The organism is Jannaschia sp. R86511 (assembly GCF_042466345.1).
Lineage (GTDB): Bacteria > Actinomycetota > Actinomycetes > Actinomycetales > JBBAYJ01 > Aquipuribacter.
Genome location: NZ_JAXHCD010000001.1, coordinates 704,469 through 729,607, shown reverse-complemented (window position 1 = coordinate 729,607; position 25,139 = coordinate 704,469). Strand labels below are relative to the sequence as shown.

Below are 25,139 nucleotides of genomic sequence, written 5' to 3'. Positions count from 1 at the left end.
GCCTTGGTGCCCCGCAGGGGGTCCAGATGTGGGGCCAGCAGGTGACTGCCGGGCCAACTCGGTCTGACAACATGACGGTGCCGATTCGAGGGGGCAGATGTGTCGCATGACGGGCCGACGGGGTCGATTACCTCCCCTGAGGACGACCTTGTCGACGACGACCGCGGCGGGTGGGTCGATGACTGGCTTCGGGCAGGGCGCCGGCGGTGGGCTGCGGCTCTTTTACTGCTGGTTGCCGGCGTAGCGACCACCGCAGTTTCGGACGGCATGATGCTCGCAAGGCTGCACGGTGCCGGGCGGATGGAAGCCCTGATGGCCGCGACCCAGCTGGCACCGCTGCTGGTCGACTTCACCCTCACCGTGGCTGTGGCCGTGTTCGTCTGCACCGGCTCTCGTGCCTCTCGGCTCCTTGGGGCGTTCACCGCTCTCGCCGGTGTTTGGCTCCTCTCGACCCCGTTCGCCCTCGGCGTGCCGTTGAGCGAGCTGCTCGACGCACTCGGTCCGGACAAGCTGTCCTATCTCGCCGCCATGGCGTTCCAGGTCGCGACCGTCGTCGCGCTGGCGCTACCTCTTCGCACGGCGTCGCCTCGACGAAGCGGCGCCATGCCCGCCCGAGGCTGAGTGGGGTCTGTTCCGCGACAGCGAGGTCTGCTGCACTGGCGACTTGCTCAGCAGGAACTAGTCACACACGCGATGCCTTCTGCTGAAGCGAGGGCGGTCGCCAGCAGGGGTCGGCCCACGGACAACGGGGCGTGCTGTCAGCGCCTGGCTGGTGAGTCTTGACTTCTCTCGTTGGCCAAACCTTCGTCGACCGCCAGTTGCGCGCGGCGTCGCGCCTTCGCCCGATGAAGCCGCGAGCGGACCGACACCGCGGGCATCGCCAGAACCTGCCCGATCTCTACGGCGGTGAGGCCCTCCCAGAGCGAGAGGGTCAGGACCTCGCGGTCCACGTCGGGCAGGGAAAGCGATGACGTGGGCGAGGACGTTGTGCGCAACCCCGAACAGCCAGAGGACGTCATCCGGTGGCGCGGGCAGGTCGCGGCGGTGCTTCCACGCCAGGGTGACGACGTCGCTGAACAAGTCCGCAGCGTCCTCAGGGGTGGTGCACCGTCGGGCCAGGTACCCCAAGCAGCCCGCGGTCAGCAGCTCGGGAAGTCACACCGCAGTCTAGGAAGCGGGCGCCCGCATGTGGATCCCCAGCCGGGGCGCTGCTCAGTGGCGCGGCGATACCCCCAGACATCGGGTCGAGGAGGGGTATGGGCCACGCGGGAACGCGCGTGAGAGATGGGGCGCCGATGGTGGCGGGTAGGCGCGCTGTTCGCGGGTCAGTGGGGCGACGAGGGCCTGATCTCGGATGATTGGGACGGGATCACGGCCCGGAGCGTGCGAGCGATGGCCGAGGCCAGGTCACGTCGCTCCTCGATGGCGGTGGCCGGTGGCTCGACCAGCTCGTGTAGCAGGAGCCCGTCGAGCAGGGCCGCCAAGAGGTCGGAGTCGGCCGTGCTGTTGGTGGAGCCGAGGGCGGTGACGACCGGCACGAGGAACTGCCGGATGGCGAGACCCCGCTCCGTCAGATGGCGTGCCAGGTCAGGGCGACGCGCGCCCTCGAGGAACAGCTCGTACCGAGCCAGCAGGCGCGCCCGGTCTGAGACCAGCTGCCGGGTGAGCAGATCGACGAGATCTTCGGTGGGGTCCTCCTGCCGTGCCAACGTGGCGGCGAGGTCCGCCCTGGCCGCGGTCCAGTCCTCGACGTCCGCGGTGCAGATGTGGTCGACCAGGGCGTCCACGAGCCGGTCCCGGGAGCCGAAGTAGTACACGGTCGACCCGTGCGGGACACCAGCGTGCTGCTCGACGGCTCGATGCGTCAGCCCGTGCCAGCCCGAGGTCCCGAGTACCTGGAGCGCGGAACGGAGCAAAAGGTCCCGGCGGCCTTCTCCATCCGTACTGCTAATCTCTCCATCTGTAGAGATACCGGTTCGCTCGGCGGAGGTTTTGCCCATGGCACCCATGATGACGGCGGTGGCGACGGTCGCGGCCCTGGGTCTGGTGCTCCTCAGCGCCGGGTGGGTCGCGGCCCGGTGTTGGCGCGCTCGGGAGCGGCCCGCCGACGGTCCGGTCGCAGGGTGGGTCCTGAGCCTGGGCATCTCGACGATCCTGTCGTTCGTCATGGGCCTGATGATGACGGCGATCAACGTCCCCGTGTCGGCCTTCCCCCCGGCGTTCGTCACGTCCTTCGCGCTCGGCGTCCTCGTCTCCACGCCGACGGCCTACGTCGTGGTCCCCGTGGTGAGCCGGGTCGTGATGTCACCACCGCCGCGCGCGTTGGCCGTGTCAGGCGGTGACGGGTGACCACGGCGCCGCAGCCTGCCGCAGCCCGGGGCCGGCCACGCGGTCTTTCGGGTGCCGTGACGAGCCAAGCGCCCGGCACGCTGTACCGGGGTGGTGCCGGCATGTGGTCCTGGGTGCTGCACCGCATCACCGGTGTCGTCCTGTTCTTCTTCCTCCTCATCCACGTCCTCGACACGGCCCTGGTGCGGGTCTCGCCCGAGGCCTACGACACCGTGATGTCCACCTACAAGAACCCTCTCGTGGGCGTGATGGAGATCGGCCTCGTCGGCGTCTTCCTGTTCCATGCCCTGAACGGGATCCGCGTCATCCTCGTGGACTTCTGGCGGCACGGGCCCCGGTTTCAGGTGCAGATGCTTCTGGGGTGTCGTCGGGGTGTGGGTCATCCTCATGGTGCCGTTCATCGTTCGTCACCTGGGCTTCGTCCTGGCATGACCGGCACCGGTCTACGACTCGCCGCTGGTCGGACTGCCGCAGGAACAGGTGAACGCCGAGCCTGTGGCAGTGGGTCCCTTCGGTAGACGACCGGCTACCAAAGCAAGCCGCCGTCGGACGCTGCTTTCGAGGCTGAGTTGGGCCGCGGGGCGCACCCCGGGGTCTGTCCGGCAGCGGATCGGTAGCCGGGGTTGGGTTCCGAGCGCTCGGTATGACGGGCGCCAGAACCGCAGGCCTACGGGGTCCTCGAGGTCGAGGGCCGGCTTGTGACCGTGTACGCGCCGGGGGTTGAGCGTCGCCCCAGGCGATCAACGGTGACATGCTCCATCGGTGGGGGTCGTCGGCTGGGTGACGTTGATGTCGGTGCTCGGAGGCGTCGCCATCCTGGCGGGCGTCGTGTCGCTTTTCAGGCATCCTCCGCCGCAGTTGGACCGAGGAACTCGACGACGTGTTTCCCGTCAGCTGAACCGGGGACGGCTCCCGGTAGAGGAGCCTGATCGGTCTGCTGCAGTCAGGCTGGCGGAGTCGCGGGCTGCCTCGTACTGGAGCGTGGTGATGCTGTTGAGCTTGGGGGTGTCGCAGGTGCTGCTCGCCAGGTCGGTCGATGGTGTCGACGCTCGGTTCTCCTACGCGGTCACGCTGCTACTGGTGGTGTCAGCCGGTCTGGGGCTGCGTGACGTGGTCACCGGCAGGATGGCGCTCCGACGACGAGGCGCACCGGCGGCGTCGTAAGGGTCATGGGCCAGGCAAGGCGCAGCGGGAGGTGCATGCCGCTCCGTCGCACCCCTGGGGATCAGGGTTTCTGGGTAGCCGATCGTCACCTGGGGTTGGCCGCTGAGGACGGCGTTTCTGGAGGCCCAACAGAAATGCAAGCCGTCTGCGCACCACCCGCAGTCTTGACTCCTGGCCATAGCCTGGGCCTCTAGCAAGGGGGTCCAATGTCGTCGCATCGGTGGGCGTGGCTTCGGAACTACCGCCGCGCGCCTACAGGGCTGCCTCTGCTAATCATCCTCTACTGCGCCTGGACAGCGATTGTCGGCGTATGGGTCGATGGCGAGGCCTGGAAGATCGCGACGGCCCTGGCAACGGGTGTTGGAGCCTGGTTCTGGCCTCGCGACTCCAGCGATGAGTTGCAGGCTCGACACCAGGCCTGACTAGGCCTGAGAGAGGCCGTGCCCGGCGGAAGAGCCGGCGGGACCTAGCCGCGCCGTGCGTGTCTCCGTCCTCGAGACCCGGACGCCGGCGGGCGGCCTCACTGTCAGTTGGGATCCCGGCCGATCAGCAAGCAAGCATCTTTGCGGGGCCTGAGCGCACCGTCCGGCAGAGGATCCTCAGCTGCGGGGCATCAGTCGTCGGGCAGCCCGATCGGCGACCTCGCTCCCGATGGCGAGATCCAAGATCAAGAGGCCGTCGACGGTAGCCAGCAGAGCAGCGGCCGCGTCCTGACGCTCCTGGTCAGGCACGTCCACCCGGTCCTGCGCCCAGTCCAGCCAGCGGTGCGCCACCCTTCTTGCGGCGGACGGAAACGGGGGGACCTGCGCGGCAGCCTGACCGAGAATCTCTACGTACAGCCGGAGGGCAGGCTCGACGCCGGGGTCTCGAGCGACTGACCACAGCTCGCGCAGCAGCACTTCGGGATGGGACCTCCCGGGCGGGACCGCTTCGGACAGCGCTGCCACGAGCCCGTCCCCGACGAGGTCGAGAACGGTTTCGAGCAGGTGCTCACGGCTGCCGAAGTAGTAGAGCAGCATCCGGTCGCTGGTGCCGAGCGCTGCGGCCAATGGGCGCAGCGACAGCCGGCTCACCCCATGTCGCAGTACGTGCTCAACCGCTCCGGACAGGAAGGCCTCGCGCTGTTCGGGCTTTCCTCGTCCGGTCAACGCGCTGCCCTCCCTCCTGCTTGCACCCAAGTTGTAGCGGTCGCTACATTAGCGTCGCGTAGCAGGTGCTACACGACGAGGGAGCGAGACATGGAGACCATCCCAGAGGCGAGCGTCCGGCGGCTGGAAGTGACGACTCGACTCGGCCCCGTCCCGGTCCGTCTGGTGGGTCAGGGACCACCGGTGGTGTGCGTGCACGGAGCCTTCGTGGACAGCCGCATCTACGACGCGACGGCGACGCTGTTGTCCCAGGGCGCCACCGTCGTCCTGCCGGACCTGCCGCAGGGTGCCCACCGGCGAGCCGTCCCCGACCGTCAGCTCCTGAACCCCGACGGGATCGCCGACGCGATCGCCGACGTGCTGGCCGACGTCGGACTGGGGCCGGCGGTGGTCGTCGGCAACGACAACGGCGGAGCGATGAGCCAGGTCCTTGCGGCCCGGCATCCGGATCGAGTCGCCGGCTTGGTCCTCGCAGGATGCGAGATCCTCGAGCACTTCCCGCCCCGAGCCTTCGCGCCCTTCGTGGTCGGGGCACGCTGGCCGGTGACACTGGCCGGCTTCGCGCGCCTGCTCCGCGTGCCGGCGCTGCTCGCCGAGCCGGGAGCAACCAACATCCTGTCGGTGCGCGGCTTCGGCCGCTCCTACGTCCGGGACATCACCGCCCGGGTTCTTCACGATCCAGGTGTCCGCGACGACCTCGCGGCTCTGATCAGGTCACTACGCCCTGAGACCTTGCTGGGCGCGAGCAGCCGCCTGGGATACCTGCACGGTCACGCTGCGGTCGTCTGGCCCCGGCACGACATCTTCTTCCCCGCACGCGACGGCCGCCGCGCCGCCGCCGCCCTGCTCGACACCCACGTCGTCTGGGCTGCCAGAGCCCGGACCTTCGTGCCGGTGGACCGACCCGACCTCGTCGCCGCCGCGGTCCAGCGCGTCCTGCTCACCACCACCCCTGGCTGAGCTCCGAATCCGGCCGCCAGGCGGTGCGTGGGTCCCACGGCTGTGCAGCCGCCGGCACCCCGGCAGGTCCCTCCATGGCGACGCCACCCGCGCCCCGGTGCACGATGGTCGACCGGACTCCCGGGCGGGGGCAGGCGCTGGCACCCCCGTGGCGTTCTCGGGACAGGTGGCTGATGAAGGATGCACGTCATGCCTTCGGACGGTCAGAGCTACGTGTACAACGAGCTGCTGGGGCGCCTGGTCGGCTTCCGGCTCTACTCGGTCCAGTTCGTCATGGACTACGTGCAGCTGCGCTTCGACGGCCCGACCCACGACGAGCCAGTCCTCAACTGCGACGTCATGCCCGTCGTGGAGACAGAGCACGGGCGGGTGGCCCCCGGTGCGACCGGCTACGCCGACGCTCTGGTCGCCCTCATCGAGGACAGCGTGGTGGAGACTGCCGAAGCCTGGGGGCAAGGGTTACGACTGCAGCTCACCCGAGGGACGCTCGTCGTCCTGCCGAGCGTGCACGACCTCGAGGGGCCAGAGATCGCGCTGCTTCAAGGCTTCCAGGACGAGAGGTGGATGTGCTGGCGCCCCGGCGAGGAGGCCTTCGAGCACATGCGGGACGCCGACCCGCCCAGCTGATCGAAGACCCGTTCCGTCAGGCGACCGGCTGCCGACGACGACACGAGCGCCGCAGCGGCACGCAAGGAGCCTGTCCTCCCCCTTCCACAGGGGATCCTTTGCCGGACCGACCTCAGATTGCGCCCTGCGGCCGGGTTCGACCTCGACAACGGCGGCCGACGCCGGCTTGCCCCGGTAGTCGTTCGGCGACTGGGACGAGGACATCTGTCCTGCAGGTCCGCGGTCGTGGTCCCGGTTCTGGCGGCTCGATGGGGTAGACCAGGGTCGGGTGCAGACGGTTGGGGGGTCATGTCGCCGGTTCGTGTTCTTGTGGCCCTGCGGGGGTTGACCGGCTTCGGTCTGGGCCTGGTCACTGTCTCGCCCCGGGATTGATGGAGGCTCTCAATCCACGGAGGATGAGAGCCATGGCAGCACCACGGAAGTACCCCGACGAGCTGCGGGAGCGGGCCATCAGGCTGACCGTCGACGCCCGGAAGGACCCGGCGAGCAGGCCGGGTGCGTGCAGGCGGATCGGCGAGCAGCTGGGCATCAACCCGGAGACGCTGCGGGGCTGGGTCACCCAGGTCGAGGTCGACGAGGGCGCCCGCGCGGGCACGACGACGACCGACGCGCAACGGCTGAGCGAGCTGGAGCGTGAGGTCAAGGAGCTGCGCCGGACGAACGCGATCCTGCGCAGCGCGTCGGCTTTCTTCGCGGCGGAGCTCGACCGCCCACAGCGGTGATCGTCGACTACATCGACGCCCACAAGACCGAGCACGGGGTCGAGCCGATCTGCACCGCCCTGACCGAGGCCGGCGTCACGATCGCCCCGAGCACCTACTACGCCGCCAAGGTCCGGCCACCCTCGCAGCGCAGCCGTCAGGACGCGGTCACGACCGAGGCCATCCGCACGCTGCACGCGCTCAACTACGGCGTCTACGGAGCGAAGAAGGTGCATGCGGAGCTGCGTCGGGAAGGTCACGTCGTCGACCGCGGCGACGGGCCCCGACCGGTCGCCCGCTGCACCGTCGAACGGCTCATGCGCGCCGCTGGGCTGCGCGGGATCACGCGCGCCAAGGGTCCGCGCACGACCGTCCCCGGCGACGGCCCGGACACCCGACCAGACCTCGTGCAGCGGGCGTTCACCGCGACGGCCCCGAACCAGCTCTGGGTCGCCGACATCACGTACTGCCGCACCTTCACCGGCTGGGTCTACGCAGCGTTCGTCATCGATGTCTTCAGTCGCCGGGTCGTGGGCTGGCAGCTGTCGAAGAACCTTCGCACCGACCTCGCCCTGGACGCCTTGGAGATGGGGATCTGGACACGCCAGCACGCCGGCCAGGACGTCACCGGCCTGACCCACCACAGCGACAAGGGCGTCCAGTACGTCGCTGTTCGCTACACCCAGCGCCTCGCCGAGGCCGGCGCCGTCGCCTCGGTCGGGTCCACTGGGGACTCGTATGACAATGCCCTGGCCGAGGCGTTCAACTCCCTCTTCAAGGCCGAGCTGGTCCGGAACAAGGGCCCCTGGAAGTCCATCGACGACCTCGAGATCGCCGTCGCGGAGTACATCGACTGGTTCAACCACCGGCGCCTGCACGGCGAGATCGGCCTCGTCCCACCCGCCGAGCTCGAGGCACAGCACGAGGCCGCCCATGGGTCTCAGATCGACACGCAGGACCGTCCCAACCTCGCCCCGACTACCGTCGAGGCGTCAGTTCCGAGCCTCCACTGAACCCGGGGCGAGACACACCCCGGTGCAGGTGCTGGTCCTGGTGGAGCGGGGCGTCGCCCCCGCTGAGATCGGGCTGTTCTTCGCCGTGCTGGCGCTTGCAGCGGTCCTGGCGGAGCTGCCGGGAGGTGCGGTGGCCGACGTTCACGGGCAACGCGTCGCTTTCTGCGTCGGCCACCTGCTGATGGGGATGGCGCTGGTCGGGTTCGCCCTGGCCCAGGACCAGGTGGGGTTCGTGGTGGCGGCGGTAGCACTGGGGGTGGGCCGGGCGCTGGACAGCGGCGCCTTGGAGGCGTGGTTCGTGGAGGAGGTCCTGACTAGCCAGGTGGACGCCGGTGAGGCGGGGCGCCTGACTTTGGGCCTGTCCAACGGGTCACTGGTCAACGGTCTGGCCGTGGCGGCCGGCGCGGTGACCGGTGGTGGGCTGGCTCTGCTCGTCGCGCCCGTGGCGGGCGCCGGGGGGCTGGTTGGCGCGTCCGTGCCGTTGCTGCTGGGCAGTGCTCTGCTGCTTGGGAGCGCGGTCCTGGCCGCGCTTAGGCTCGGCGGTGGTGCGCCGCGACCCAAGGTGGCTCTGCTGGCGTCGTTGCGTCAGGGGGCGTGGACCATCCGGCGGAGCGTGGCTGGGGTGGCGGTCGACCCGGTGCTGAGGCGTCTGCTGCTGCGGGGGTTCCTCGCGGCGGCCGGCCTGACGGTCATCCACCTGGCCGTGCCGATCCGGTTGGAGCTGCTGCTTGGAGAGGCCGGCACCGCGGCGGTGGTGCTGGGTTTCCTGTACGCCGGGCTCTTCGCGCTGCAGGGGCTGGCCGCCCGGTGCGCCCCGTGGCTGCGGCACCGCGTCGGGGCGCGCACGTCGGTTGTCGGTCTCAGCCTGTTCGCGGCCGCGTGCCTGGCCACTCTGCCGTGGTGGGGTGTCACGGGACTCCTGGTGGCGGCGCTGCTGTGCTTCGCGGCCATCGGACCGGTCGCGCCGCTGCTGGCCCCACTGCTGCACAGCCGGGTGGTCCGGGCGCAGCGGACCGGTGTGCTGAGCGTGGCCGCGCTGACGCGCAGCGGGGGTACCTCGGCCGGCAGTGCTCTGATCGGTGTCTTCGCCGCGACCGCGTTCCCCGTCGTGGCCCTGCTCGGGTGCGGCTTGGTGGCGGCCTCGGTCGTCCCGCTCCTGTGCCGTGCCATCGCCGACCTCAGCGAACCTGCAGGTCTCGGGCCTCCGGCAGGTTGAGCCCGAGCACCCGGCCCGGATCGGCATCCGGTGACGGGTGCCGTCCGTCCCGCGCCTGCGCTTCGATCCGTTCTAACGTCTGCCGCATGCCCCCTGGTGAGACCGCGGACCCTCCCCAGACAGGACTTGGTGAGGCGGAGCGACACGTCCCGGTCGTCACGCAGGGCAGCGGCCCGTGGTGCCGCGTCTCGGGGCACTTTCACCGCGCCGTCGACAGCGCAAACAGGAGCCGGGCCCTCGGGGGTTCCCGGTTGCCTGGGCGGTACTCCGCGGCCGGGCAGCCAACGCTCTACCTCAGCTCCTCGCCCGAGGGCGTCGCGGCCGCGATGCTCGCCCACGGCGGCGCGCGAGGTCACCTGACGGTCCTGGCGTTCGAGGTCCACGCCGAAGACATCGTCGCTCTGCGGGACCCGGCCGCTTTGGCCTCTGGTGGTGTCGATCTCGAGGACGCTGTCGCTCCTTGGCAGGACCTGGTCGTTGCGGGCGGCGTTCCTCGCTCCTGGGGCGTCCGGCAGCGGCTGGAGCACCTCGGCGTACAGGGGCTCATCGACCCCTCACGCACCCGACCGGGACTGTGGCACCTGGTGCTCTTCCGGTGGAACATCGACGGCGCCGCCCGCGTCGTCCCGCTGCGACCGTGAAACCGCCGACTTGTAGCCGATGGGCGGGCGAGTCACCGCTCAGACGCGGGTGCCGGCGAAGGCTCGTTGAGCAGCTGGTGCAGGACGTGGTCCTGCCAGCGGCCGGCGATGCGCAGGTAGCGCGGGGCGCGACCGATCTCGGTGAAGCCGTTGCGGACCAGCACCACCCGTGAGGCAGCGTTGTGCTCGAGTGTGTCGGCCTGCAACCGGTGCAGGCCGAGGTCGTCGAAGGCCAGGCGAACCGCGGCAGCCACGGCCGAGGTTGCCACACCGCGGCCGCCGTGGGCCTGGTCGACCCAGTAGCCGAGGTGGGCCGACTGGAAGGCACCGCGGACAATGTCGTTGACGGTGATGCGCCCGGCAAGTCGTTGATCAGCGGTGATCACGAGGGGTATGGCAGTGCCGACCTGGTGGCGGTCCAAGACCGTTCGTAGCTGCTTGCGCTGGGCGTCCTCGGTGAAGAAGCCGTCCTCGCGGTGGGGCTCCCACGGGGCCAAGAACTCGCGGTTGCGCCGGAGCAGGTCAGTCAGCGCGCCGGCATCGTCCTCGGTAACGAGCCGGATCTGCACGTCCACCAGGCGACCCTACAAAGTTGTGCGGAGAGGATCGTGATCCGAAACGACCGGTGGCGGCACAGGCGAAATGCCGGGCTCTATGACCTCCGAGGGCGCGGCGATCGGCGAGTAGGCCACCTGAGCTGAGGCATGACACTGCCTGGCCAGTGCGCCTCGCTGGTGGGCGCTGTCGGCCCTAACCCTGCCGGGCCCGGCATTGGCCGATCTCGCTCAGCCCAGTCGCGTCCGGACACGTAGACCACGTCCACTGTTGGCCGGCGAAGGAGTCGCGGCTCGAGTCGACCATCTTCTCAAGACCGCGCGCGCCGGGCACCGCGCGCCAGTAGGTGTCGATCGGATCGCCCTCGACGGTCGAGTCACGGAGGATGAGCTCGGCACCTGCACCGCGCAGACCCTCGAGCAGGCAGCGTTCGGCCTCGGCCGGCACCTCTCCGCCTGGCTGGCGGTCCACGGTCTCGCACGCGGGCAGCTTCTCGCGATCGGTGAACCAGGATGGCGCAGGCTCAGGTTCGGACTTGCCCCCGAGCACTGCCTCGTCAGTGGGGTCATCAGTGTCGGCACCGCACCCAGCAAGCGCGATCACAGTGACGAGCACAAGTCCCCATGACCGTCCCACAGCCCTTGGACGCCCGTTGCGGGGAGACGGTTCCCCGCCTCTGCTCAGCGACGGGTCATACGGACCAGCAGAACGTTGGAAGCCTGGCGCGGGTTGACCTTGCCCTCGCCTGCAGGAGCGTTCGGGCGCAGTCGTGACCGGACCACGACCGCCTGCCGGTGACGGACAGCGGCCCGGTCCAGCTCTCCCAGGCCGCGCATCGGCGTCCCGCAGGTAATCGTCAACTGAAGGTGAACCGGGTTGGCTCGAACTGGTCGTTGGTGGGGAACGCGAAGGTCTTCGCGGGCGTGACCTCGTAGACGCGGAACGGCGGGCCCCCGGACGTGGGGGCGGCGTACGGCGCATCGAGCTCGTCCCCGACGACGGTGGTCGGCCAGTCGTAGACCTCAAGCATCGCCCGAGAGGCCCGGGAAAGGTCAGGCGTTGCGGTCAGCCGCGCGGCGGTGCCCTCGACCACCAGGTGTGCGCTGCTCAGGTCGATGGCCAGTGAGCAACGCCCGTCCTTATCGAGGTGGTGCGTCTTCGCGGCACTCGCCTTCGACGCCAGTACGAACGTCGAGCCGGTCCACGCGGCGAACAACGGGCGGACGTGTACCCCGTGCGGCGTAGGTACCGACAGCCAGGTCGTGCCGGACCCGTTGCGCAGGAGGTCCTCGAGCTGCGACCACGCGGCGGCGGGCAGGTGCGGGTCTCCAGGCGGTCGGGTGCGGTCGTGGGTGCGGGAGATGACCTCGGCCCGCGGTTGGCAAGAACTCATGACCATGATGACCGGGAGAGCCTCCGGAACTCATCGCCGGCCGAGGCAGTCACATCCGGTCGAAGGACCCCGGACGTGGATCCTCAGCCGGACGGGGCGCCCGAGGGCGCTCGACGCCGGATTCCGCCTCGATCGCCCGCAGCGAGGGCGAGCGGTGTCAGTGAGGGGTCCTTAGCCGGGAATCTGCGCCTCGCAGGTTGTTCTCCTGCTCCACGACGGCGGTCGTGATAAGACTCAGGGCTCGCTGGGCGGCAGAGCGCTGCCGGTCGGACAGCTGGGCGGTGGCGGCCATCACGGCCTGCCCGCACGGGGCGTAGACCCGGGCAAAGGCCGCGTACGTCGCGGGCTCGAGCCCGACCATGACCTTCCGACGGTCGTCGGGGTCGGCATGCCGGGACGCGTACCCGTGCTTGACGAGACGGTCGATGAGGACGGTCACCGTCCCGGACGTGAGCCTGAGCTCGCTGGCGATGTGCCCGGCGGTGACCGGCCCGTGCTCCATGAGGTTCAGGGCACGCAGGTCGGTCCGCCCGATGCCGAAAGCCTCGCAGGCTGCGTCGTCGAACCGGGCCAGGGCGTCGGCCATGGCCCGCACAGAGGCCATGAGCCCCTCTGGTTCGTCCGGCTTGCCACCGCTTCTCTCGACAGTCAAGATTCTCCTCAATCAAGCAGACTTGATCCTAGCCGCGGGCCACGCCGCATCCAGCACGCACAACAGGCGAGCAGAAGGAGACCGAAGATGAAGTGGACCGAGAGCACCGTGATCTACCGTCCGGCCGCCGAGGTGCAGGCCGCCATCGCCGATGAGCACGAGCTGATGCAGTGGTCCGCCTGGCCCGCAGCCACGGGCTACACCTGCGCGGTCGACGGCGACGGCACGAGCATCGGCTCGGCCATCGTCTTCCGTGACGACTCCGGTACCGAGCAGGGCCGGCAGCACCTGGCTTCCGTCTCACCGACCAAGGTGGAGTACCGGCTGCGTAACCGCGGCCCCGCCGGTCGTGACATGACCCCCGAGGTCGACTTCCGCATCGAGCCGCTCGACGCCACGACGACCCGCGTCCACTTGGACTTCCGCAACCAGGTCCCGCTGCCGCCCCCGCTGCGGCAGATCGCCGGCCGACTCATCGGCCGCAAGGTCCGCGCCCTCCACGTCGAGGACCTGCGACTGCTGAAGGACCACGTCGAGCAGAACCACCCGGCGGCACCGTCAGGAACGGGGTCGTGAGCAGCGACCCCCACTCCGGGCCCGTCCCGGACAGCGCCTGGCACGCCGATGAGCTGGCCCGCGCGCGAGGGCGGGTCGAGATCTTCAACGCCACCCGACCCGGAGGCCTCGACGGGTGGACCATGGACCGGCACCAGTACGACCTCGTCCGCGCGCACATCCTCCACGTCCTCGGCGCACCGACCCGAGCGGACGGCACCGTCCTGCTCAAGGACCTCGTCGCCTCCACCCAGGACCAGCTCGGCGCGCACCCCGCCTTCCCGAACGGACGGCTTCGCAACTACTGCACCTACACCAAGGTCGACCTCGAGGCCCGAGGCCTCGTCGAACGCATCCCCGGCAGCAGCCCCCAACGCATCCGCCTGAAGCAACCAGATTCAGAGGACTGAAGCAGGCCCCGTTCGGACCGACACCTGCGACGGGGCCCATCTGTTCCGCTGGGGATGGCCCCACGGTCGGTGGCAGAGCGATTCAGGAGATTGGATGACGTCCTAAGTAGGCGGACCCGATGCTGTTCGTCGTGCTGGATACACGGCCGGACTACAGCCTGGCCGGCAGGTGGGAGTAGCCGCGGATGGTGGCGCCAGGGCGGCGGCGTGTGGTCGGCACCAGGCGCAGCTGCGACCAGCGTTCGGCAAGGAGACGGAACGCGACCTCGCCTTCGAGGCGGGCCAGCGGTGCGCCGAGGCAGTAGTGGATGCCGGTGGAGAACGTGAGGTGCTCGACTTCTCCGGTCCGTCCCGGGTCGAATATGAAAGGGTCGCGGTAGACGAGCGGGTCGCGGTTCGCGGCCGCGGTCAAGACCAGGACGGTGCTACCCGCAGGCACGGAGCGCCCAGCCAGCTCGAGCTGCTCGTGGGCGACCCGTGCGGTGCCCTGGACCGAGGGGTCCCACCGCAAGGTCTCCTCCACGACGGCCTGAGCGGTGGCCGGGGCGTGCACGAGGTCATACCAGGTCTGTGGACTGGCATGCAGAGCCGCGATGCCGTTGCCGATGAGGTTCACGGTCGTCTCGAACCCGGCGATGAGCAGCAGGCCTGCGATGCCGACGACGTCGGCGGCGGTGGCCTCGTCCCGGTCCCTGGCGGACGCCAGGGCGCTGATGACGTCGTCGCGCGGTTCCCGGGACCTCTCGTCCAGGAGGCGGGTGAACAGGGTGTCGAGCTCGTCACCGACGGCTCGCAGGGCCCGGGCCTGGCGCGGCGAGCGGACGCCGTCCAGTGACTGCCCGGCGAGGGCGCCGATCCTGGCGAAGCGGGCCGCGTCGACGTCCGGGATGCCGAGCATCTCGCTGACCACGGCGATGGGGAACGGGGCCGCGACCTCGACCATGAGGTCCACGTCCGCGCCGTGCCTGGCCCTGTGCTCCGCCTCGTCCATCAGGTGATGCAGCACGGCCTCGATCCGGGGGGTCCAGGTGCGCACGACCGCGGGGCGGAACGCGGGGGCGGCCACGCGGCGCAACCGGGTGTGGTCCGGCGGGTCGAGCTCGAGGAAGGACCCGGTCAGCGAACCGGGCACGTCCGGCAGGGCGGGGTCGTTGCGCACCGGGCTGCCGTCAGCAGGGCGGACACCGAACCTGCTGTCGCGCAGCACCGTCTGGCACAGCTCGTGAGAGGTGACCGCCAGCACTCCGGCTTTGCTGTCGACGACCGGTCCCCGTGCCCGGATCCGTTCGTAGGTCGCGTACACGTCGTCGCCGGGCGAGCCCACGAGCCAGCGGGCGACCGGGTCCCCTGAGGCTGCCAAACCTCGCACTGCGGCCCGCTGGGCCGCCGCCCGCATCCACGTCCTCCACGTCACGCTCACGCCAGGGCCTTCTCGCAGCGGGACGGACGCGCCTTTCCCGTACTGGTGCCAGGTCGTAGCCCGGGCGCGAGGGCGGCGTACGTCGCGGCCGCCAGCACGCCGACCGCTACCACGACCATCGCGCCGGAAGGCCCGCTGGCGTCGAGGAGCAGACCGGCTCCCAGCATCCCAAGGGGTGCCGCCACCAGGCTGAGGGACCAGGTCGTGCTCACGACGCGGCCGCGCATGCCCTCGTCGCAGCGTGACTGCATCAGCCCGGCCAAGACCGGGTTGACGGGCCCGACCGCCAACCCGGTGACCCCGGCGATCCCGGCGAGGACCGGAACCGGGGGAAACGTCGCCATGGCCGCGAACCCGGCGGCGGCAAGAGCGAGGGACCAGACAAGGACCGTCCGTGAGCTGAGCCGGTCGGCGACCGCCCCGTATGCCAGCGCGCCCACGACCGCGCCCCCCGCCACGCAGGCGCTGACGAGCCCGAGGGCGGCTCCGCGCCCCTGGGGTGCCAGGTGCGCGATCAGGACCAGGGTGAACGGCGCGTAGAAGGCCATGGCGGCGGCGCCGAGCAGGGCGACCGCGCGCAGGGTCCGGTCACGCCAGACGGTACGCAGACCGCTGAGCGCGGTTCCGCCGAATCCCTCGCGGCCACGGGCGGGGGCAGGGTCGGGCGGGAGCAGCCACCAGGTGACAGCGGCTGCGACCAGGAACAGGACCGTGGCGACCCAGAGGGACCCGGTGGCGCCCACCGCAGCGATCCCGGCCCCGGCCAGCGCCGGTCCTGCGATTCCGCCCGCGCCCTCCAGCGCCTCTCCCCGGGAGTTCAGGACGTGCAGCGGTAGGCCTGCGGCGGTAGCGACACCCGGGCGCGAGGCCTCCCGGGCCGCTCCGCCCGGCCCGTCGAAGGCCGCGCCCAGCCCGACCAGGGCCAGGGTCGCCACCAAGCTCAGCCCCACGATGGTGTCGATGAGCGGCAGCGCCGCGACCGAGGCGGCGCTCAGCAGGTCGGCGACCGTGGCCACCCGTCGCCGCCCCCACCTGTCGATGAGCGGGCCCCCGAGCAGGAGTGCCGGGACCGCCGCAGCCAGTGCCACCGCGCCCACCAGGCCGGCCTGGGCAGCGCTACCGGTGCGGCTGAGCACCAGCCAGGGCACCAGCACAGCCACCATCGCGTTCGCCGTGACAGACAACCCGGTCGCGGTGAGCAGCCCCGCCCCTGCACCCCGCCGCCGGGTCACGGCCCGACCCCGTCGAGCAAGGTGGTGACGACGAAACCAGCAGCGTCACGTGGCGCCAGCCGGCCGTCGGCGATCGCTTCCCACGCTGCCGAGACCAGTCCGGTCGCGCCGGAGGCCAACCACCACGGCGGGAGGTCAGCCCGGATCACGCCCTCAAGCTGGCCGCGCTCGAAGAGGGCGACGATCGGGCGCTCAAGATGCGAGTACCGGACCGTGACGGCCGCGTCGTCGTCGAGGGACCGCTCCCGAAGCAGAAAGTCCAGACGAGGACCCAGCGGCACCAGCAGCGCCACCAGTCGCCGCAGCGCGTCCATCACCGCGCCGACCTCGAGCCGCGCTTCGCCGTACGCCTGCTCCACCAGGTCCATCGCATCCGCCGCCAGGGCCGCGAGCAAGGCCTCGCGGGACGGGAATCGACTGTGCAGCGTGGTGCGACTGATCCCCGCCGCCGCAGCGACGTCGCCCATGCTCGCTGAGGGGGAGGCCACCAGCACCACAGTGGCGACGTCCAGCAGTGTTCTATTCGATACGCCCATGACCAGAACTGTACATCTATGTTCAGTACCGGTCGAGACCGTGTCGACGCAGGATCGCGACTCGCTCACGGCCGGCAGCGTCGAAGCCCAGGTACCGGTTGACGACCGACTACCGGACGCCCCCGGGCTGGCCTCCGAGGTGCCGTGGCCTCGTCAAAGGCCGTCCCGATAGGCCCGTCCGGTCTGCAGTTCCGCATAACCGCGTCATCCGGCGCCCGGCCAGCATCAATCACAGCCGGAGAACGCGCATCGCTCTGGGACCTAGCGGCCGAGCTCCACCTGCTGCTCACGGACGGCTGGCGCGGCGACGGTGGTGGACGCTCTCGTGGACGGGGTTGTGACGGCGTCCCTGGCCGGCCGCGCCTGTGACACGTCGGCGGACATGACCGCGGCGACCGACTCGGGGTCCTGACCCTGCTCGGTCAAGCGAGCGGCCCGCTCCTGGCGCCGGGCGGGACTGTCGTACTCGAGCCCGTCGCCTTGCGCGCCGTCGGCGAGGATGCGCCCCGCCTCGGTCCTCTCCGCTGCACCCTCTGGCCCTGCCGCGTCTCGACCTGCTCCGCTGCGTAGCTCACCGGAACGATCGGGACGGCTGTTCAACTGGTCGACGCTGACGCCGTACCGCTGCTGAACCTGGCGCTGGATGACTGCGGCCGCGGCGGCGGCCTGCGGGTCGACGGCCTGCCACGTCACGGCGACCTGGAGCGCGTCGCTGATCTGCTTGGTGGTGGCCGTCTCCCACCAGGCGTCGCGCTCGACCGGCGCGAGCTGCGCCCGCGCGGCGGCACGCTCCGCGACCAGCCGAGCCTGCACCTCGCGCGCCTCGGCGTCGGCCAGAGCGCGTGCCTCACGGGCGGCCCGCTCCCGTTCCCGGGCCAGCCGCTCCCCCACCTGACCGGCCAGCGTCAGCGCCACCCGCGCACCGCCGTCCATCACGTCGTTCACCCCATCGCTGTCCTGAGACATCGTCCGTTCCCCTCCCTGAGTTCGTCGCCGGCACGGTCGCGCCGACTCCCCTGCTGGCCCGTCCGGCGGGCCGCTACCGCTCGACCTCGCTCGTCGACGTCGCCGGCGCCACGACCGGTCTCCGTGACGGCGCCGTGGTCGGTACGGGCGAGCCCGGCGCGCGTGCCGGTGCGGTCTCCACCGGAGCCAGACCCGCGCGGGCCAACCGCACGAGCTCGGCGTCCGCCGCCACCGCTTCCGGGACGTCCCTGACTCCAGAGACCTCGGCGGTGGAGCGTGGTGCGGGCAGACCGGCCTGGACCTGCCGCAACTGTTCCCGGGCCACCGCGGCGATCTGCGCCGCGCGCTGCGCCTCACCCGCGGCCCGGTGCGCGTCGTGGATTGCCTTGGCCAGGTTCATCAGCTGCCGCAGCAGGATTGCTTGGGCGACGGTCCCCTGTCCCCCGCGCGCGAGAGACGCCAGCAACAACGTCGTGCCCTTCACCGCGGACACCGACGTCGCGCGTCGTGCGGGCACCTCACCGGCTCGCAGGTGCGCCGACCGGGCAATCGTCTGCGCGGCCTCCGCCAGCGGACCGGGGGTGTCCTCGACCCGTACCGACCACGCCGCGAACGCGCCCGCGGTCTCGTGCGCGACGTGGGCCCACGTCGCCCGGTCCGACACCGGGACCTGACGCAGCCGCTCCCGCAGCGCAGCAACGCCCTGCCCGTACTCCTGCCACAGCTCCGGCGCCGGTTCCTGCGTCTCCCGACCCGGCATGACCGGCCGCGCGCCACGGCGGCCGGCGTTCCACTCCGCCACCGCCTCGCTCGCACCGCTCGGGGTGTCCGGCCACTCCCGCCGCAACCGCGGCAGGCTCAAGTCCTTGTCCAGATGGCCACCGCCGTACCAAACCGGCCGCTCCCCCGCCGCACCCTTCGCTCCACTAGGTACGCGCAGCGCGACCGAGTAGCCCGCCACGACGTCGTCACGGCCAGCCGCGAACCGAGGACGCACCAGCAGCCCCGCGCGCCGCAGCCGGCGCACGAACTCCGCCTCATCCGCCGCCGCCCCCGCGTGCGCCCGAACCGCCCGCGCCAGCGCCACCCGCGCCGGCTCGACCTGCCCCCGACGCTCCGCCGTCGCGACCTCCGCCGGCTTCACCCCCCGTGCGCCTCGCGCCACCGTGCGGGACTCCAGCACCTCCAGGCCGTGCTTGCGCTCCAGCTCCCCGGCGACCCGCTGCGCGGTGCGCCGGTCGTTCCACACCGACGCCTTCGTGCCGTCCTCCCGGACCAGGGACACGGCGATGTGCACGTGGTCGTTGCCGTTCGTCGACACCCCGTGCCGCACCGCCACCCACCGGCACCCCGCCCGACCGACCATCTCGCCGGTCTCGTCCTGGCGGGTGTCGTCGGAGAACCCCATCCCGTCGACGAAGTCGTGGGCGATGGCCGCCCACTTCTCATCGCTCAGCAGCCCCTCCTCCGCCCGCAAGCTCAGCGAGCAGTGCCACACCGACCCACCCGCCACCTCCACCCCGAACAGCCGCCGCGGATGGTCCAGCTCCGCCGCGATCGCCAACGCCGTCGACCGGTCCAGGACCGCGTCGTCGTGCCACGCCATCACCGCCGGATCACCGGCGACCAGGTGCGGCTCCGTGTGCTCGTTCGCACGGCCCGGGCCCTGCAGGTAGGCCATCAGGCCACCCATCCGCTCCCCCCGGGTGATGTTCGGCATCACGGGCGGGCCAACGCATCCGCGGCCGCGTCGATGCGAGGCACCAGCCGCCGCACCGCCCGCAACGTCGCCGCCGCTTCCTCCGGGAACTCCTCACCGGAGTTGGCGTGCTTCGCCAGCTGGTTGACGTTGTTCGACACCGCCGCCAGCAACCGCCGTACTGCCAGCAGCTCCGCAATGACCGCCCGCCGCTCCGTGGACGACTCCCCCGACCTGCTCGTCGCGGCCTCGACCAGCAGGCGCGGCACCGTGACGCCCTGGGCGAAGGCCAGCCGCGTGAGGACGGCCTCTTCCTCCGGACTCACGAGCACGCGGTGCGAGTGCTGGCGACCGCCGACGACGTTGGCGCGTCGCCGACGTCGCAGGTGCCCTGCAATCCAGCCCTGACTCCCCAAGGTTCACCTCACTTCAGCCCAGCGCAGCGACTCCGGTTCACCGGAGTACACACCACGAGTGTGGCCCGGGCCCCGGCCGCCGTCTAGGCCCGGGCCCACACTTGCGGCACGTAAGTACATAGCTTGCTGCGTTTCGCTGGCCCGAGGGCCCATCCACAGGCACAGACGGCTGAGTTGTCCACAGGAAGGAAGAGATTGCCCTTGCGAGCGCGGCCCTGGTTCGCCCTACCGTGTTCGCATGAGTCCACAATTCGTAGACCCCGACCGGGTCGAGACCGAAGCGCGTCAACTGCTCGACGCGAAGGTCGCCGCCGTCCGCCTGTTGGCTACAGCTCGGCAGAAACTCGCGAACCGGCAGGCCGCCCTTGAGGAAGCGGAGCGTGAGGACGCGACCTGCTACGCCGCCGCGACTCGTGCGGGCTGGACCGCGGAAGAGCTGCGCAGGGTGGGGTTGTCCGCCCCCTCCCGTCGACCGCCAGGTCGTCCATCCGCGGCGCGGCGGGCGGCTCCTGACAAGCGGGTCGCCGCCGGCCGACCCGCCCCCTCCCCAGACCCACCGACCAACGGAAAGGCGACGGGGCCGCAGCCGCAGGACCGCGAGCAGACCCCCGAACGCTGATCCCACAACGCACAACCGCCGACGCCAACACCACCGAGGAGACCGACGCCATGAGCACCCCCAGCACCACTCCCGTCCCGACCCAGACCCCGCCTCCACCGCTGGCCCTCACCGTGAACCTCCTCGACGGGCTGCTGCTGCGCGACGACCTCCCCCTCGGCGCGCGTCTCGACCTGACCGAGGTGTTCGCCGACCTGCTCGACGTCCGCCCACCGTTCCCACCGACCGTGCCCGAGCCCACCGCTGCCACCGGGCCCTGGGCCACCGTCGCGACCCAGGTCGAGGCCGCGCTGCGGACGCTGAGCACCGACACCCGCGGCGACGTCCCACCTGCGGTCGTGCTCGGCTACGCCCTGACGGCCCGCCGCGTGCGTGACACCGTCGCCCGGCACGACCCGGCCGCCTCATGAGCACCCCGGGCGGAACACGCTCGACAGGTGTGGCACCGGGCCCCTCCCGGGCAAGCGGTCAGGGCGCGGGTGCTCGAGGGGACGGCTGGACGCCGGCCTGGCACGCCGTCGGCCACCGCGTGGCCGGCCTGCTGCAGCACCCGGAACCGGTCACCCCCGACACGCTGCCCCTGGCCGTCGTGAGTCACGCCGCGACCGTGCGGCTGCTCGTCACCGTGCACCGCGACCTCACTCACCGCGCCCCTCGCACCACGGGCAAGGAACTCGGCGCGCACGCCGCCCCCGCCCCGCTGGAGCTGCTGGACACCGACCCCGTCAAGGCCCTCGGCCACGCCCTGGACCGGCACCCCGCCACCCCCGGCGCCGCGCTGTCCGACGTCCTCACCACCAACCCCCCACCCGGCCCGGCCCGGCTGTGGCACGACCTCGCCCGCGCCGCCACCGTCGCCGAGCACACCTGGCGCACCGCCGAACCCACCTCCCGACCCCACCGCGACCAAGCCTGGTCGGTCATGGCCGACGTCGCCGCCATCGGTGAGAGCCTCGCGATCCTCGACCACGACCTCGCCCGCACCGCGACCCGCCTCACACCCGCCGGCGCCGAGCTGCTCAACGTGGCCCCCGGAGTCCTGTCCGACCGCTACGGCTACGCCGCCACCGCCGGCCTCCGAGCCGCCGGGGAACGCACCCGCCTCCTCGCCGCCCGCGGCGCCCTGCCCGACGTCGGCCCCCTGCGCCAGCCCACCACCACCGCCCGCGCCGTCCGCCAACCCGCGCACGTCCCCGCCGCGCAGACCTCCCTCGTCGAGCTCCTCGACCAGGCCCGGACCATCAGCCCCCGCGACCTCACCGTCCTCGCCGTCGCCCAGGCCAAGATCAGCGAGCACGCGGCCCGCCTCACCACCGACCCCGCCCTCGCCACAACCGCCCGCGAGCACGCGGCGGTGCTGGCCACTGTGAAACCCCGCGACGTCGTCACCCTCGAACCCGGCAGCGACCCCCGCCCGCTGCAGCAAACCCAAGCGCTCCTCACCTACCTCCGCGACGTCCGCCCCGGCTCCCCCGACGCCCCCCGCATCGCCGCGGCCCTGGCCCGCAGCCAACCCGACGTCATCGACGCCATGCACCGCACGGCCCGAGACCAGCTCAGCACCGGCGCGTGGCTCGTCCCCGACGACCGACCGCGATCCCGCACCCAGTGGATGAAGCAGCCCGCCATCCCGGGCGCCGGCCCGACCACCCAACCGCACGTGGTCGACCGTCTCGTGGGCGCACGGACCAGCGCCCACCACCTCGCCCAGGCCGCTGGCCCCAACCCCTTCCCGGACACCGATGCCGCCCTCGCCGTCGCCACCGCCCGACAGGGCCTCCCCCCACGGACCGCCATCACCACCCCCACGTTCCCCGCCGCGACCACCCGCCCCGCCGCACCAGGACACACCCTCGCCCGCCGCGCCACGACTCACCCCTCGCGCGGGTCCGGGTCCGAGAGCGGTGTCGGACGCTGACCCCCCGTAGCCCTTCTGAGTAGCCACAGTCGGTGCGACGATCTCAGGGTGCGGTGCGGGCACGAAGCACCCGACCAGGCCCTCCAACCCCCCCCTAGGGTGCGGCCGGCCGGGCAGGCACGGCCCGCACCGCCACTCCAGCAGACACGTGGTTGAAGCCAGCCCCGCGCCAGGTACCCCAGCGATCCTGGACCGGCCCACGCTGATGAGCACCGAGCCCCCGACCCCGCGCACATCCGTGTGACCCGTACCTGGAAAAGGAAGCGGCCGGCTCAGGTCCCTGGCCGATCGGGCCGACAACCAGCGGAGGTATCGGTTCCGGTGTAGTAGTTCCTGGGGGACGCATGAGCACAGCAGGGCACGGCGCACGTCAGCAGCAGGAAGCCGCTCGACGTAGCGTCGAGGAGGCAGAGCGTCAGCTCGCTGCCGCCCGAGCCAGGGAGCACGCCTGGTCCGCCGGCGCCGCCGGCGAAGAACAAGTCGCCAACGCCCTCGCCGGTCTCGAGCAGCAGGGGTGGGTGGTCCTGCACGACGTCGCCTGGCCCGGACGGCCCCGCGCCAACCTGGACCACGTCCTCATCGGCCCCGGCGGTGTCCTCGTCGTCGACACCAAGAACTGGTCAGGCACCGTCACCGCCCACCCCGACCGAGGCCTGCGCAGCAACGGCTACCGCAAGACCAAAGAGGTCCAGGCCGTCCAGACCGCCCGCCAGGCGCTCCTCCACCTGATTCCCGCCGTCTCCCCGGACATCGTCGCCGGCTTGATCTGCCTCGCCGCCCAGGACCAGGAGCCCGTCCGCCTTGACGGCGACGTCCTGGTGGTCGGACGCGCACAGCTACTGCAACACGTCCTCGACCGACCCACCGTCCTGGGTGCTCAGGCCATCATGGAAACAGCCATGACCCTCCGCGCCGCCCTGACACGGCAGCCATCGGCCCACGTCCCCGCTCAGGCGGGCCCCGGGCGGGCACCTCGCAGCGTCGCAAAGCCCCGAGCGGGCTCGACCCGTTCGCGCAAGCGTCCGACCCGCAGCCCCCGCTCCGACATCATCCAGCTCGCAGCCATCGGCGTCTTCGTCGGCGCCGCCGTGCTGTTCCCCGAGCAGCTGATGGACGCCTACATGTCGCTGGTCAACGCCGTCGTCGCCCCTGTCGCTGAAGACATCGGGCAGAACCTCCAAGACAACATGGTCCCCACCACGACCCCGGCGCCCTGACCTGCCACCACATCACTCCCGCCAGCGATCGGGCCCGTTCGGCGTCTCACTCTCAACGATGGTGAGACGGGTGCAGATGCTGGCGCGCGTAGCCCTGACGGTGATTCAGCAGACTTCTGCAGGAGTGCGGCAGACAACTTCGCTGTCCCCTCTCGAAGCTAACGTCCCTCGCATGACGGAGGGCGGACCACCAAGCACCGGTTCGGAAACAGCGGGCCGAGCCCCGCGCTACCAGGCCGGTGGCCCGTGGAGGAGGGACGAGGACGATCGGCTGGTCCGCGGCCTGCTCGACGGGCTGACCATGGACGAGTTGGCAGAGGCCCACGGACGAACCGTGGGCGCTGTCTCCGCTCGGTTATCCAGCATGGCGCCCGAGCCTTCTGACCCCGACGAGGCCGGCGACCCGGCAGGAGGGTCGCCCGTGCCGCGAGGGCGCGCCAAGCGGGTGGAGTGGCTACGTGAGGAGCTGCTCGCGGACCCGGCCTACGACTGGCGAGCCCGGCTGACGCAGGCCCTGGGCGCCTCTCAACGGCAATGGACGGCGGCAGAGGACGCGCGGGTCACCCTCGCCTGGGAGACAGCGGAACGACTCGAGGACGTGTCGATAGCCCTCGACGTCGAAGGGCACGTGGTTGTCCGGCGCCTCGTCCAACTGGGTCTGGCCGACGACGTTGTTGAGGCCACCGACCGCTGTCAGTGCCACCCGGACAGCGTCGCCGGGGTACGACGTCGAATGGCGCTGAAAGATCGACAGACCCGGGTCCTGGTCCTCGTCCTCCTCGCTGACGATGAGCTGCAGCATGTGTCGCTGCACGCCAACGAGGCCGACGCCGAGGTGCTGCTCGCCCGGCTGATAGGTGACCTGCGCGGGAGAGGCAGGCACACCGAGGCGCGGTGGACGCTCGCGTGGCGCCAGGTCGAGTCCGACACCGCCCCCACAGGGAAGCCCCGGACCGGCCATGTGCAGTTGGCATGAGGCCTAGCCGCTGGTCGGAGCAGACGACCGACCGCGACGTAGCCCGCCGGACAGATGGGGTCCGACGTGCGGCCGGACAGGCTGGTGGCCACGTCCTGCCTGCGGCTCAGCACTGCGGCAGCAAGGAACCGTTCTCGTCGGTTACCTCCAGGCCGTTGGGACCGAGGGGCTGCGGCAGCTCTCCACCGAGCTCGAGGCGCTGCTGTACAAGGTTCTGCTGCACGGCGTTCCGCCCCTCGGGAGTGTCCTCGTAGTCGGCCACGACAGACGCCGGCAGCACAAAGACCGTCTTGCGGGCTGCCTCCAAATTTGTCCCGGTGAAGGTCACGCTCACCTCGTCGAGGCCAGGCCGTAGAAGCACGACCTGGCGTGCGACCGGCAGGGTCTTGTAGAACTGCTCAGCCCGCAGCAGGTCCCCGTCGGCCTCAGAGTCGAAGCTGCCCGGCTGCCAACCAATGGCCAGCACCTCCTCCAGGGCCGTCCCGACGTTGACCTGCGCCCAGAGCAACTCGGTGTCGGGCTGGTGCCGAGGCGCCTCGGAAACGAAGCCGCAAACCGCGGCGTTAGTGCTCAGGTCTGGGGCCGCCACCGACGGGGACGCGCCATTCGCGGATAACTCGCCATCCTCCGCACCGCAGCCGGCCAGCACCAGCACAAGCAGCAGCACGGCGGCCGCGACCGAACGCGCGCGAGAGGAGTTATGCACAACCGGGACCCTAGGGTCCGGACCCGCTCGCGACAGGCGAACGGCGCAGG

General features: G+C 71.2%; 29 protein-coding genes and 1 other annotated feature. Of the genes, 15 read left to right on the top strand and 14 right to left on the bottom strand.

Going from position 1 to position 25,139, the window contains the following annotated elements; all coding sequences use genetic code 11:
- The first annotated feature begins 99 nt into the window (after positions 1–99).
- Positions 100–621 (top strand): hypothetical protein, encoded by a 522-nt coding sequence (locus SJY06_RS03595; RefSeq protein ID WP_380164712.1) that lies wholly within the window; start codon positions 100–102, stop codon positions 619–621.
- A gap of 137 nt (positions 622–758) precedes the next feature.
- Here the strand turns inward: SJY06_RS03595 and SJY06_RS03590 are convergent, their stop codons facing one another.
- A complete protein-coding gene (locus tag SJY06_RS03590) occupies positions 759–950 on the bottom strand; it encodes a sigma factor-like helix-turn-helix DNA-binding protein (RefSeq protein ID WP_380164710.1) in 192 nt (63 codons plus the stop codon).
- A gap of 375 nt (positions 951–1,325) precedes the next feature.
- The gene (locus SJY06_RS03585) at positions 1,326–2,000 is read right to left on the bottom strand and encodes a TetR/AcrR family transcriptional regulator (RefSeq protein ID WP_380169667.1); all 675 of its coding nucleotides are present in this window, start codon (positions 1,998–2,000) and stop codon (positions 1,326–1,328) included.
- On the opposite strand from SJY06_RS03585, the gene SJY06_RS03580 reads away from it, so the two are divergent.
- From SJY06_RS03580 to SJY06_RS03570, 3 genes are all read left to right on the top strand, one after another.
- Positions 1,999–2,349, top strand: a complete 351-nt coding sequence (locus SJY06_RS03580) for a hypothetical protein (protein ID WP_380164708.1) — start codon at positions 1,999–2,001, stop codon at positions 2,347–2,349. The two genes, SJY06_RS03585 and SJY06_RS03580, sit on opposite strands and share 2 nt — an antisense overlap.
- Entirely contained in the window at positions 2,346–2,867 is a 522-nt protein-coding gene (sdhC, locus tag SJY06_RS03575; RefSeq protein ID WP_380164706.1) for a succinate dehydrogenase, cytochrome b556 subunit, read from the top strand. Before SJY06_RS03580 ends, sdhC begins: the two co-directional genes overlap by 4 nt.
- Positions 2,868–3,111: 244 nt before the next feature.
- Complete coding sequence (locus tag SJY06_RS03570; RefSeq protein WP_380164704.1) at positions 3,112–3,513, top strand: hypothetical protein; 402 nt, start codon at positions 3,112–3,114, stop codon at positions 3,511–3,513.
- Between the two features lie 599 nt (positions 3,514–4,112).
- Here SJY06_RS03570 and SJY06_RS03565 read toward each other — a convergent pair.
- Positions 4,113–4,586: a TetR/AcrR family transcriptional regulator gene (locus tag SJY06_RS03565; protein ID WP_380164702.1), complete on the bottom strand. Its 474-nt coding sequence runs from the start codon at positions 4,584–4,586 to the stop codon at positions 4,113–4,115.
- Between the two features lie 3 nt (positions 4,587–4,589).
- Here SJY06_RS03565 and SJY06_RS03560 point away from each other — a divergent pair, with 3 nt between their 5' ends.
- From SJY06_RS03560 to SJY06_RS03540, 5 genes are all read left to right on the top strand, one after another.
- Positions 4,590–5,621, top strand: a complete 1,032-nt coding sequence (locus SJY06_RS03560) for an alpha/beta fold hydrolase (protein WP_380164700.1) — start codon at positions 4,590–4,592, stop codon at positions 5,619–5,621.
- A 189-nt stretch (positions 5,622–5,810) separates the two neighbouring features.
- Positions 5,811–6,248: a hypothetical protein gene (locus SJY06_RS03555; protein ID WP_380164698.1), complete on the top strand. Its 438-nt coding sequence runs from the start codon at positions 5,811–5,813 to the stop codon at positions 6,246–6,248.
- A gap of 404 nt (positions 6,249–6,652) precedes the next feature.
- Positions 6,653–7,962 (top strand): IS3 family transposase gene (locus SJY06_RS03550; RefSeq protein WP_380163351.1). Its coding sequence is split into 2 segments (ribosomal slippage): positions 6,653–6,932 and positions 6,932–7,962, totalling 1,311 coding nucleotides; the frame shifts between segments, so codons are not numbered across the junction.
- Positions 6,931–7,059: a sequence feature (AL1L pseudoknot), on the top strand. Its footprint overlaps the gene before it by 129 nt.
- Positions 7,963–7,984: 22 nt before the next feature.
- Entirely contained in the window at positions 7,985–9,178 is a 1,194-nt protein-coding gene (locus SJY06_RS03545; protein ID WP_380164696.1) for an MFS transporter, read from the top strand.
- A gap of 86 nt (positions 9,179–9,264) precedes the next feature.
- Positions 9,265–9,819, top strand: coding sequence for an RES family NAD+ phosphorylase (locus SJY06_RS03540; protein WP_380164694.1), 555 nt, complete (start codon positions 9,265–9,267; stop codon positions 9,817–9,819).
- 32 nt (positions 9,820–9,851) lie between these two features.
- Here the strand turns inward: SJY06_RS03540 and SJY06_RS03535 are convergent, their stop codons facing one another.
- From SJY06_RS03535 to SJY06_RS03520, 4 genes are all read right to left on the bottom strand, one after another.
- Positions 9,852–10,394: a GNAT family N-acetyltransferase gene (locus SJY06_RS03535; protein ID WP_380164692.1), complete on the bottom strand. Its 543-nt coding sequence runs from the start codon at positions 10,392–10,394 to the stop codon at positions 9,852–9,854.
- 175 nt (positions 10,395–10,569) lie between these two features.
- The gene (locus tag SJY06_RS03530) at positions 10,570–10,989 is read right to left on the bottom strand and encodes a hypothetical protein (RefSeq protein WP_380164690.1); all 420 of its coding nucleotides are present in this window, start codon (positions 10,987–10,989) and stop codon (positions 10,570–10,572) included.
- A 241-nt stretch (positions 10,990–11,230) separates the two neighbouring features.
- Positions 11,231–11,590 carry a hypothetical protein gene (locus SJY06_RS03525; RefSeq protein WP_380164688.1) on the bottom strand — a complete coding sequence of 120 codons (360 nt, stop codon included), beginning with the start codon at positions 11,588–11,590 and terminating at the stop codon, positions 11,231–11,233.
- Between the two features lie 334 nt (positions 11,591–11,924).
- A complete protein-coding gene (locus SJY06_RS03520) occupies positions 11,925–12,371 on the bottom strand; it encodes a MarR family winged helix-turn-helix transcriptional regulator (protein WP_380164686.1) in 447 nt (148 codons plus the stop codon).
- A gap of 135 nt (positions 12,372–12,506) precedes the next feature.
- Between SJY06_RS03520 and SJY06_RS03515 the strand changes: the two genes are divergently transcribed.
- Together SJY06_RS03515 and SJY06_RS03510 are read left to right on the top strand one after the other, a co-directional pair.
- A complete protein-coding gene (locus tag SJY06_RS03515) occupies positions 12,507–12,995 on the top strand; it encodes an SRPBCC family protein (protein ID WP_380164684.1) in 489 nt (162 codons plus the stop codon).
- Positions 12,992–13,384, top strand: a complete 393-nt coding sequence (locus tag SJY06_RS03510) for a DUF6958 family protein (protein WP_380164682.1) — start codon at positions 12,992–12,994, stop codon at positions 13,382–13,384. Before SJY06_RS03515 ends, SJY06_RS03510 begins: the two co-directional genes overlap by 4 nt.
- Before the next feature lie 151 nt (positions 13,385–13,535).
- Here the strand turns inward: SJY06_RS03510 and SJY06_RS03505 are convergent, their stop codons facing one another.
- The 6 genes from SJY06_RS03505 to SJY06_RS03480 all read right to left on the bottom strand — a co-directional run bounded on the left by SJY06_RS03505 (position 13,536) and on the right by SJY06_RS03480 (position 19,563).
- Entirely contained in the window at positions 13,536–14,744 is a 1,209-nt protein-coding gene (locus SJY06_RS03505; protein ID WP_380164680.1) for a cytochrome P450, read from the bottom strand.
- A gap of 56 nt (positions 14,745–14,800) precedes the next feature.
- Positions 14,801–16,036 carry an MFS transporter gene (locus SJY06_RS03500; RefSeq protein WP_380164678.1) on the bottom strand — a complete coding sequence of 412 codons (1,236 nt, stop codon included), beginning with the start codon at positions 16,034–16,036 and terminating at the stop codon, positions 14,801–14,803.
- Complete coding sequence (locus SJY06_RS03495) at positions 16,033–16,641, bottom strand: TetR/AcrR family transcriptional regulator (RefSeq protein ID WP_380164676.1); 609 nt, start codon at positions 16,639–16,641, stop codon at positions 16,033–16,035. The genes SJY06_RS03500 and SJY06_RS03495 overlap by 4 nt, the downstream gene beginning before the upstream one ends.
- 192 nt (positions 16,642–16,833) lie before the next feature.
- Entirely contained in the window at positions 16,834–17,517 is a 684-nt protein-coding gene (locus tag SJY06_RS03490) for a hypothetical protein (protein ID WP_380164674.1), read from the bottom strand.
- 94 nt (positions 17,518–17,611) lie between these two features.
- Positions 17,612–19,258 carry a relaxase/mobilization nuclease domain-containing protein gene (locus SJY06_RS03485; RefSeq protein ID WP_380164672.1) on the bottom strand — a complete coding sequence of 549 codons (1,647 nt, stop codon included), beginning with the start codon at positions 19,256–19,258 and terminating at the stop codon, positions 17,612–17,614.
- Entirely contained in the window at positions 19,258–19,563 is a 306-nt protein-coding gene (locus tag SJY06_RS03480) for a MobC family plasmid mobilization relaxosome protein (protein ID WP_380164670.1), read from the bottom strand. The genes SJY06_RS03485 and SJY06_RS03480 overlap by 1 nt, the downstream gene beginning before the upstream one ends.
- Positions 19,564–20,322: 759 nt before the next feature.
- Here SJY06_RS03480 and SJY06_RS03475 point away from each other — a divergent pair.
- The 4 genes from SJY06_RS03475 to SJY06_RS03460 all read left to right on the top strand — a co-directional run bounded on the left by SJY06_RS03475 (position 20,323) and on the right by SJY06_RS03460 (position 24,383).
- On the top strand, positions 20,323–20,682 hold the full coding sequence (locus SJY06_RS03475) for a hypothetical protein (RefSeq protein ID WP_380164668.1): 360 nt from the start codon (positions 20,323–20,325) through the stop codon (positions 20,680–20,682).
- Positions 20,683–20,711: 29 nt separating this feature from the next.
- The gene (locus SJY06_RS03470) at positions 20,712–22,190 is read left to right on the top strand and encodes a hypothetical protein (RefSeq protein WP_380164666.1); all 1,479 of its coding nucleotides are present in this window, start codon (positions 20,712–20,714) and stop codon (positions 22,188–22,190) included.
- 344 nt (positions 22,191–22,534) lie between these two features.
- On the top strand, positions 22,535–23,407 hold the full coding sequence (locus SJY06_RS03465; RefSeq protein ID WP_380164664.1) for a nuclease-related domain-containing protein: 873 nt from the start codon (positions 22,535–22,537) through the stop codon (positions 23,405–23,407).
- Between the two features lie 172 nt (positions 23,408–23,579).
- Positions 23,580–24,383 (top strand): hypothetical protein, encoded by an 804-nt coding sequence (locus SJY06_RS03460; protein WP_380164662.1) that lies wholly within the window; start codon positions 23,580–23,582, stop codon positions 24,381–24,383.
- 106 nt (positions 24,384–24,489) lie between these two features.
- Here SJY06_RS03460 and SJY06_RS03455 read toward each other — a convergent pair whose 3' ends face one another.
- Positions 24,490–25,050, bottom strand: a complete 561-nt coding sequence (locus tag SJY06_RS03455) for a hypothetical protein (protein ID WP_380164660.1) — start codon at positions 25,048–25,050, stop codon at positions 24,490–24,492.
- Between the last annotated feature and the right edge of the window lie 89 nt (positions 25,051–25,139).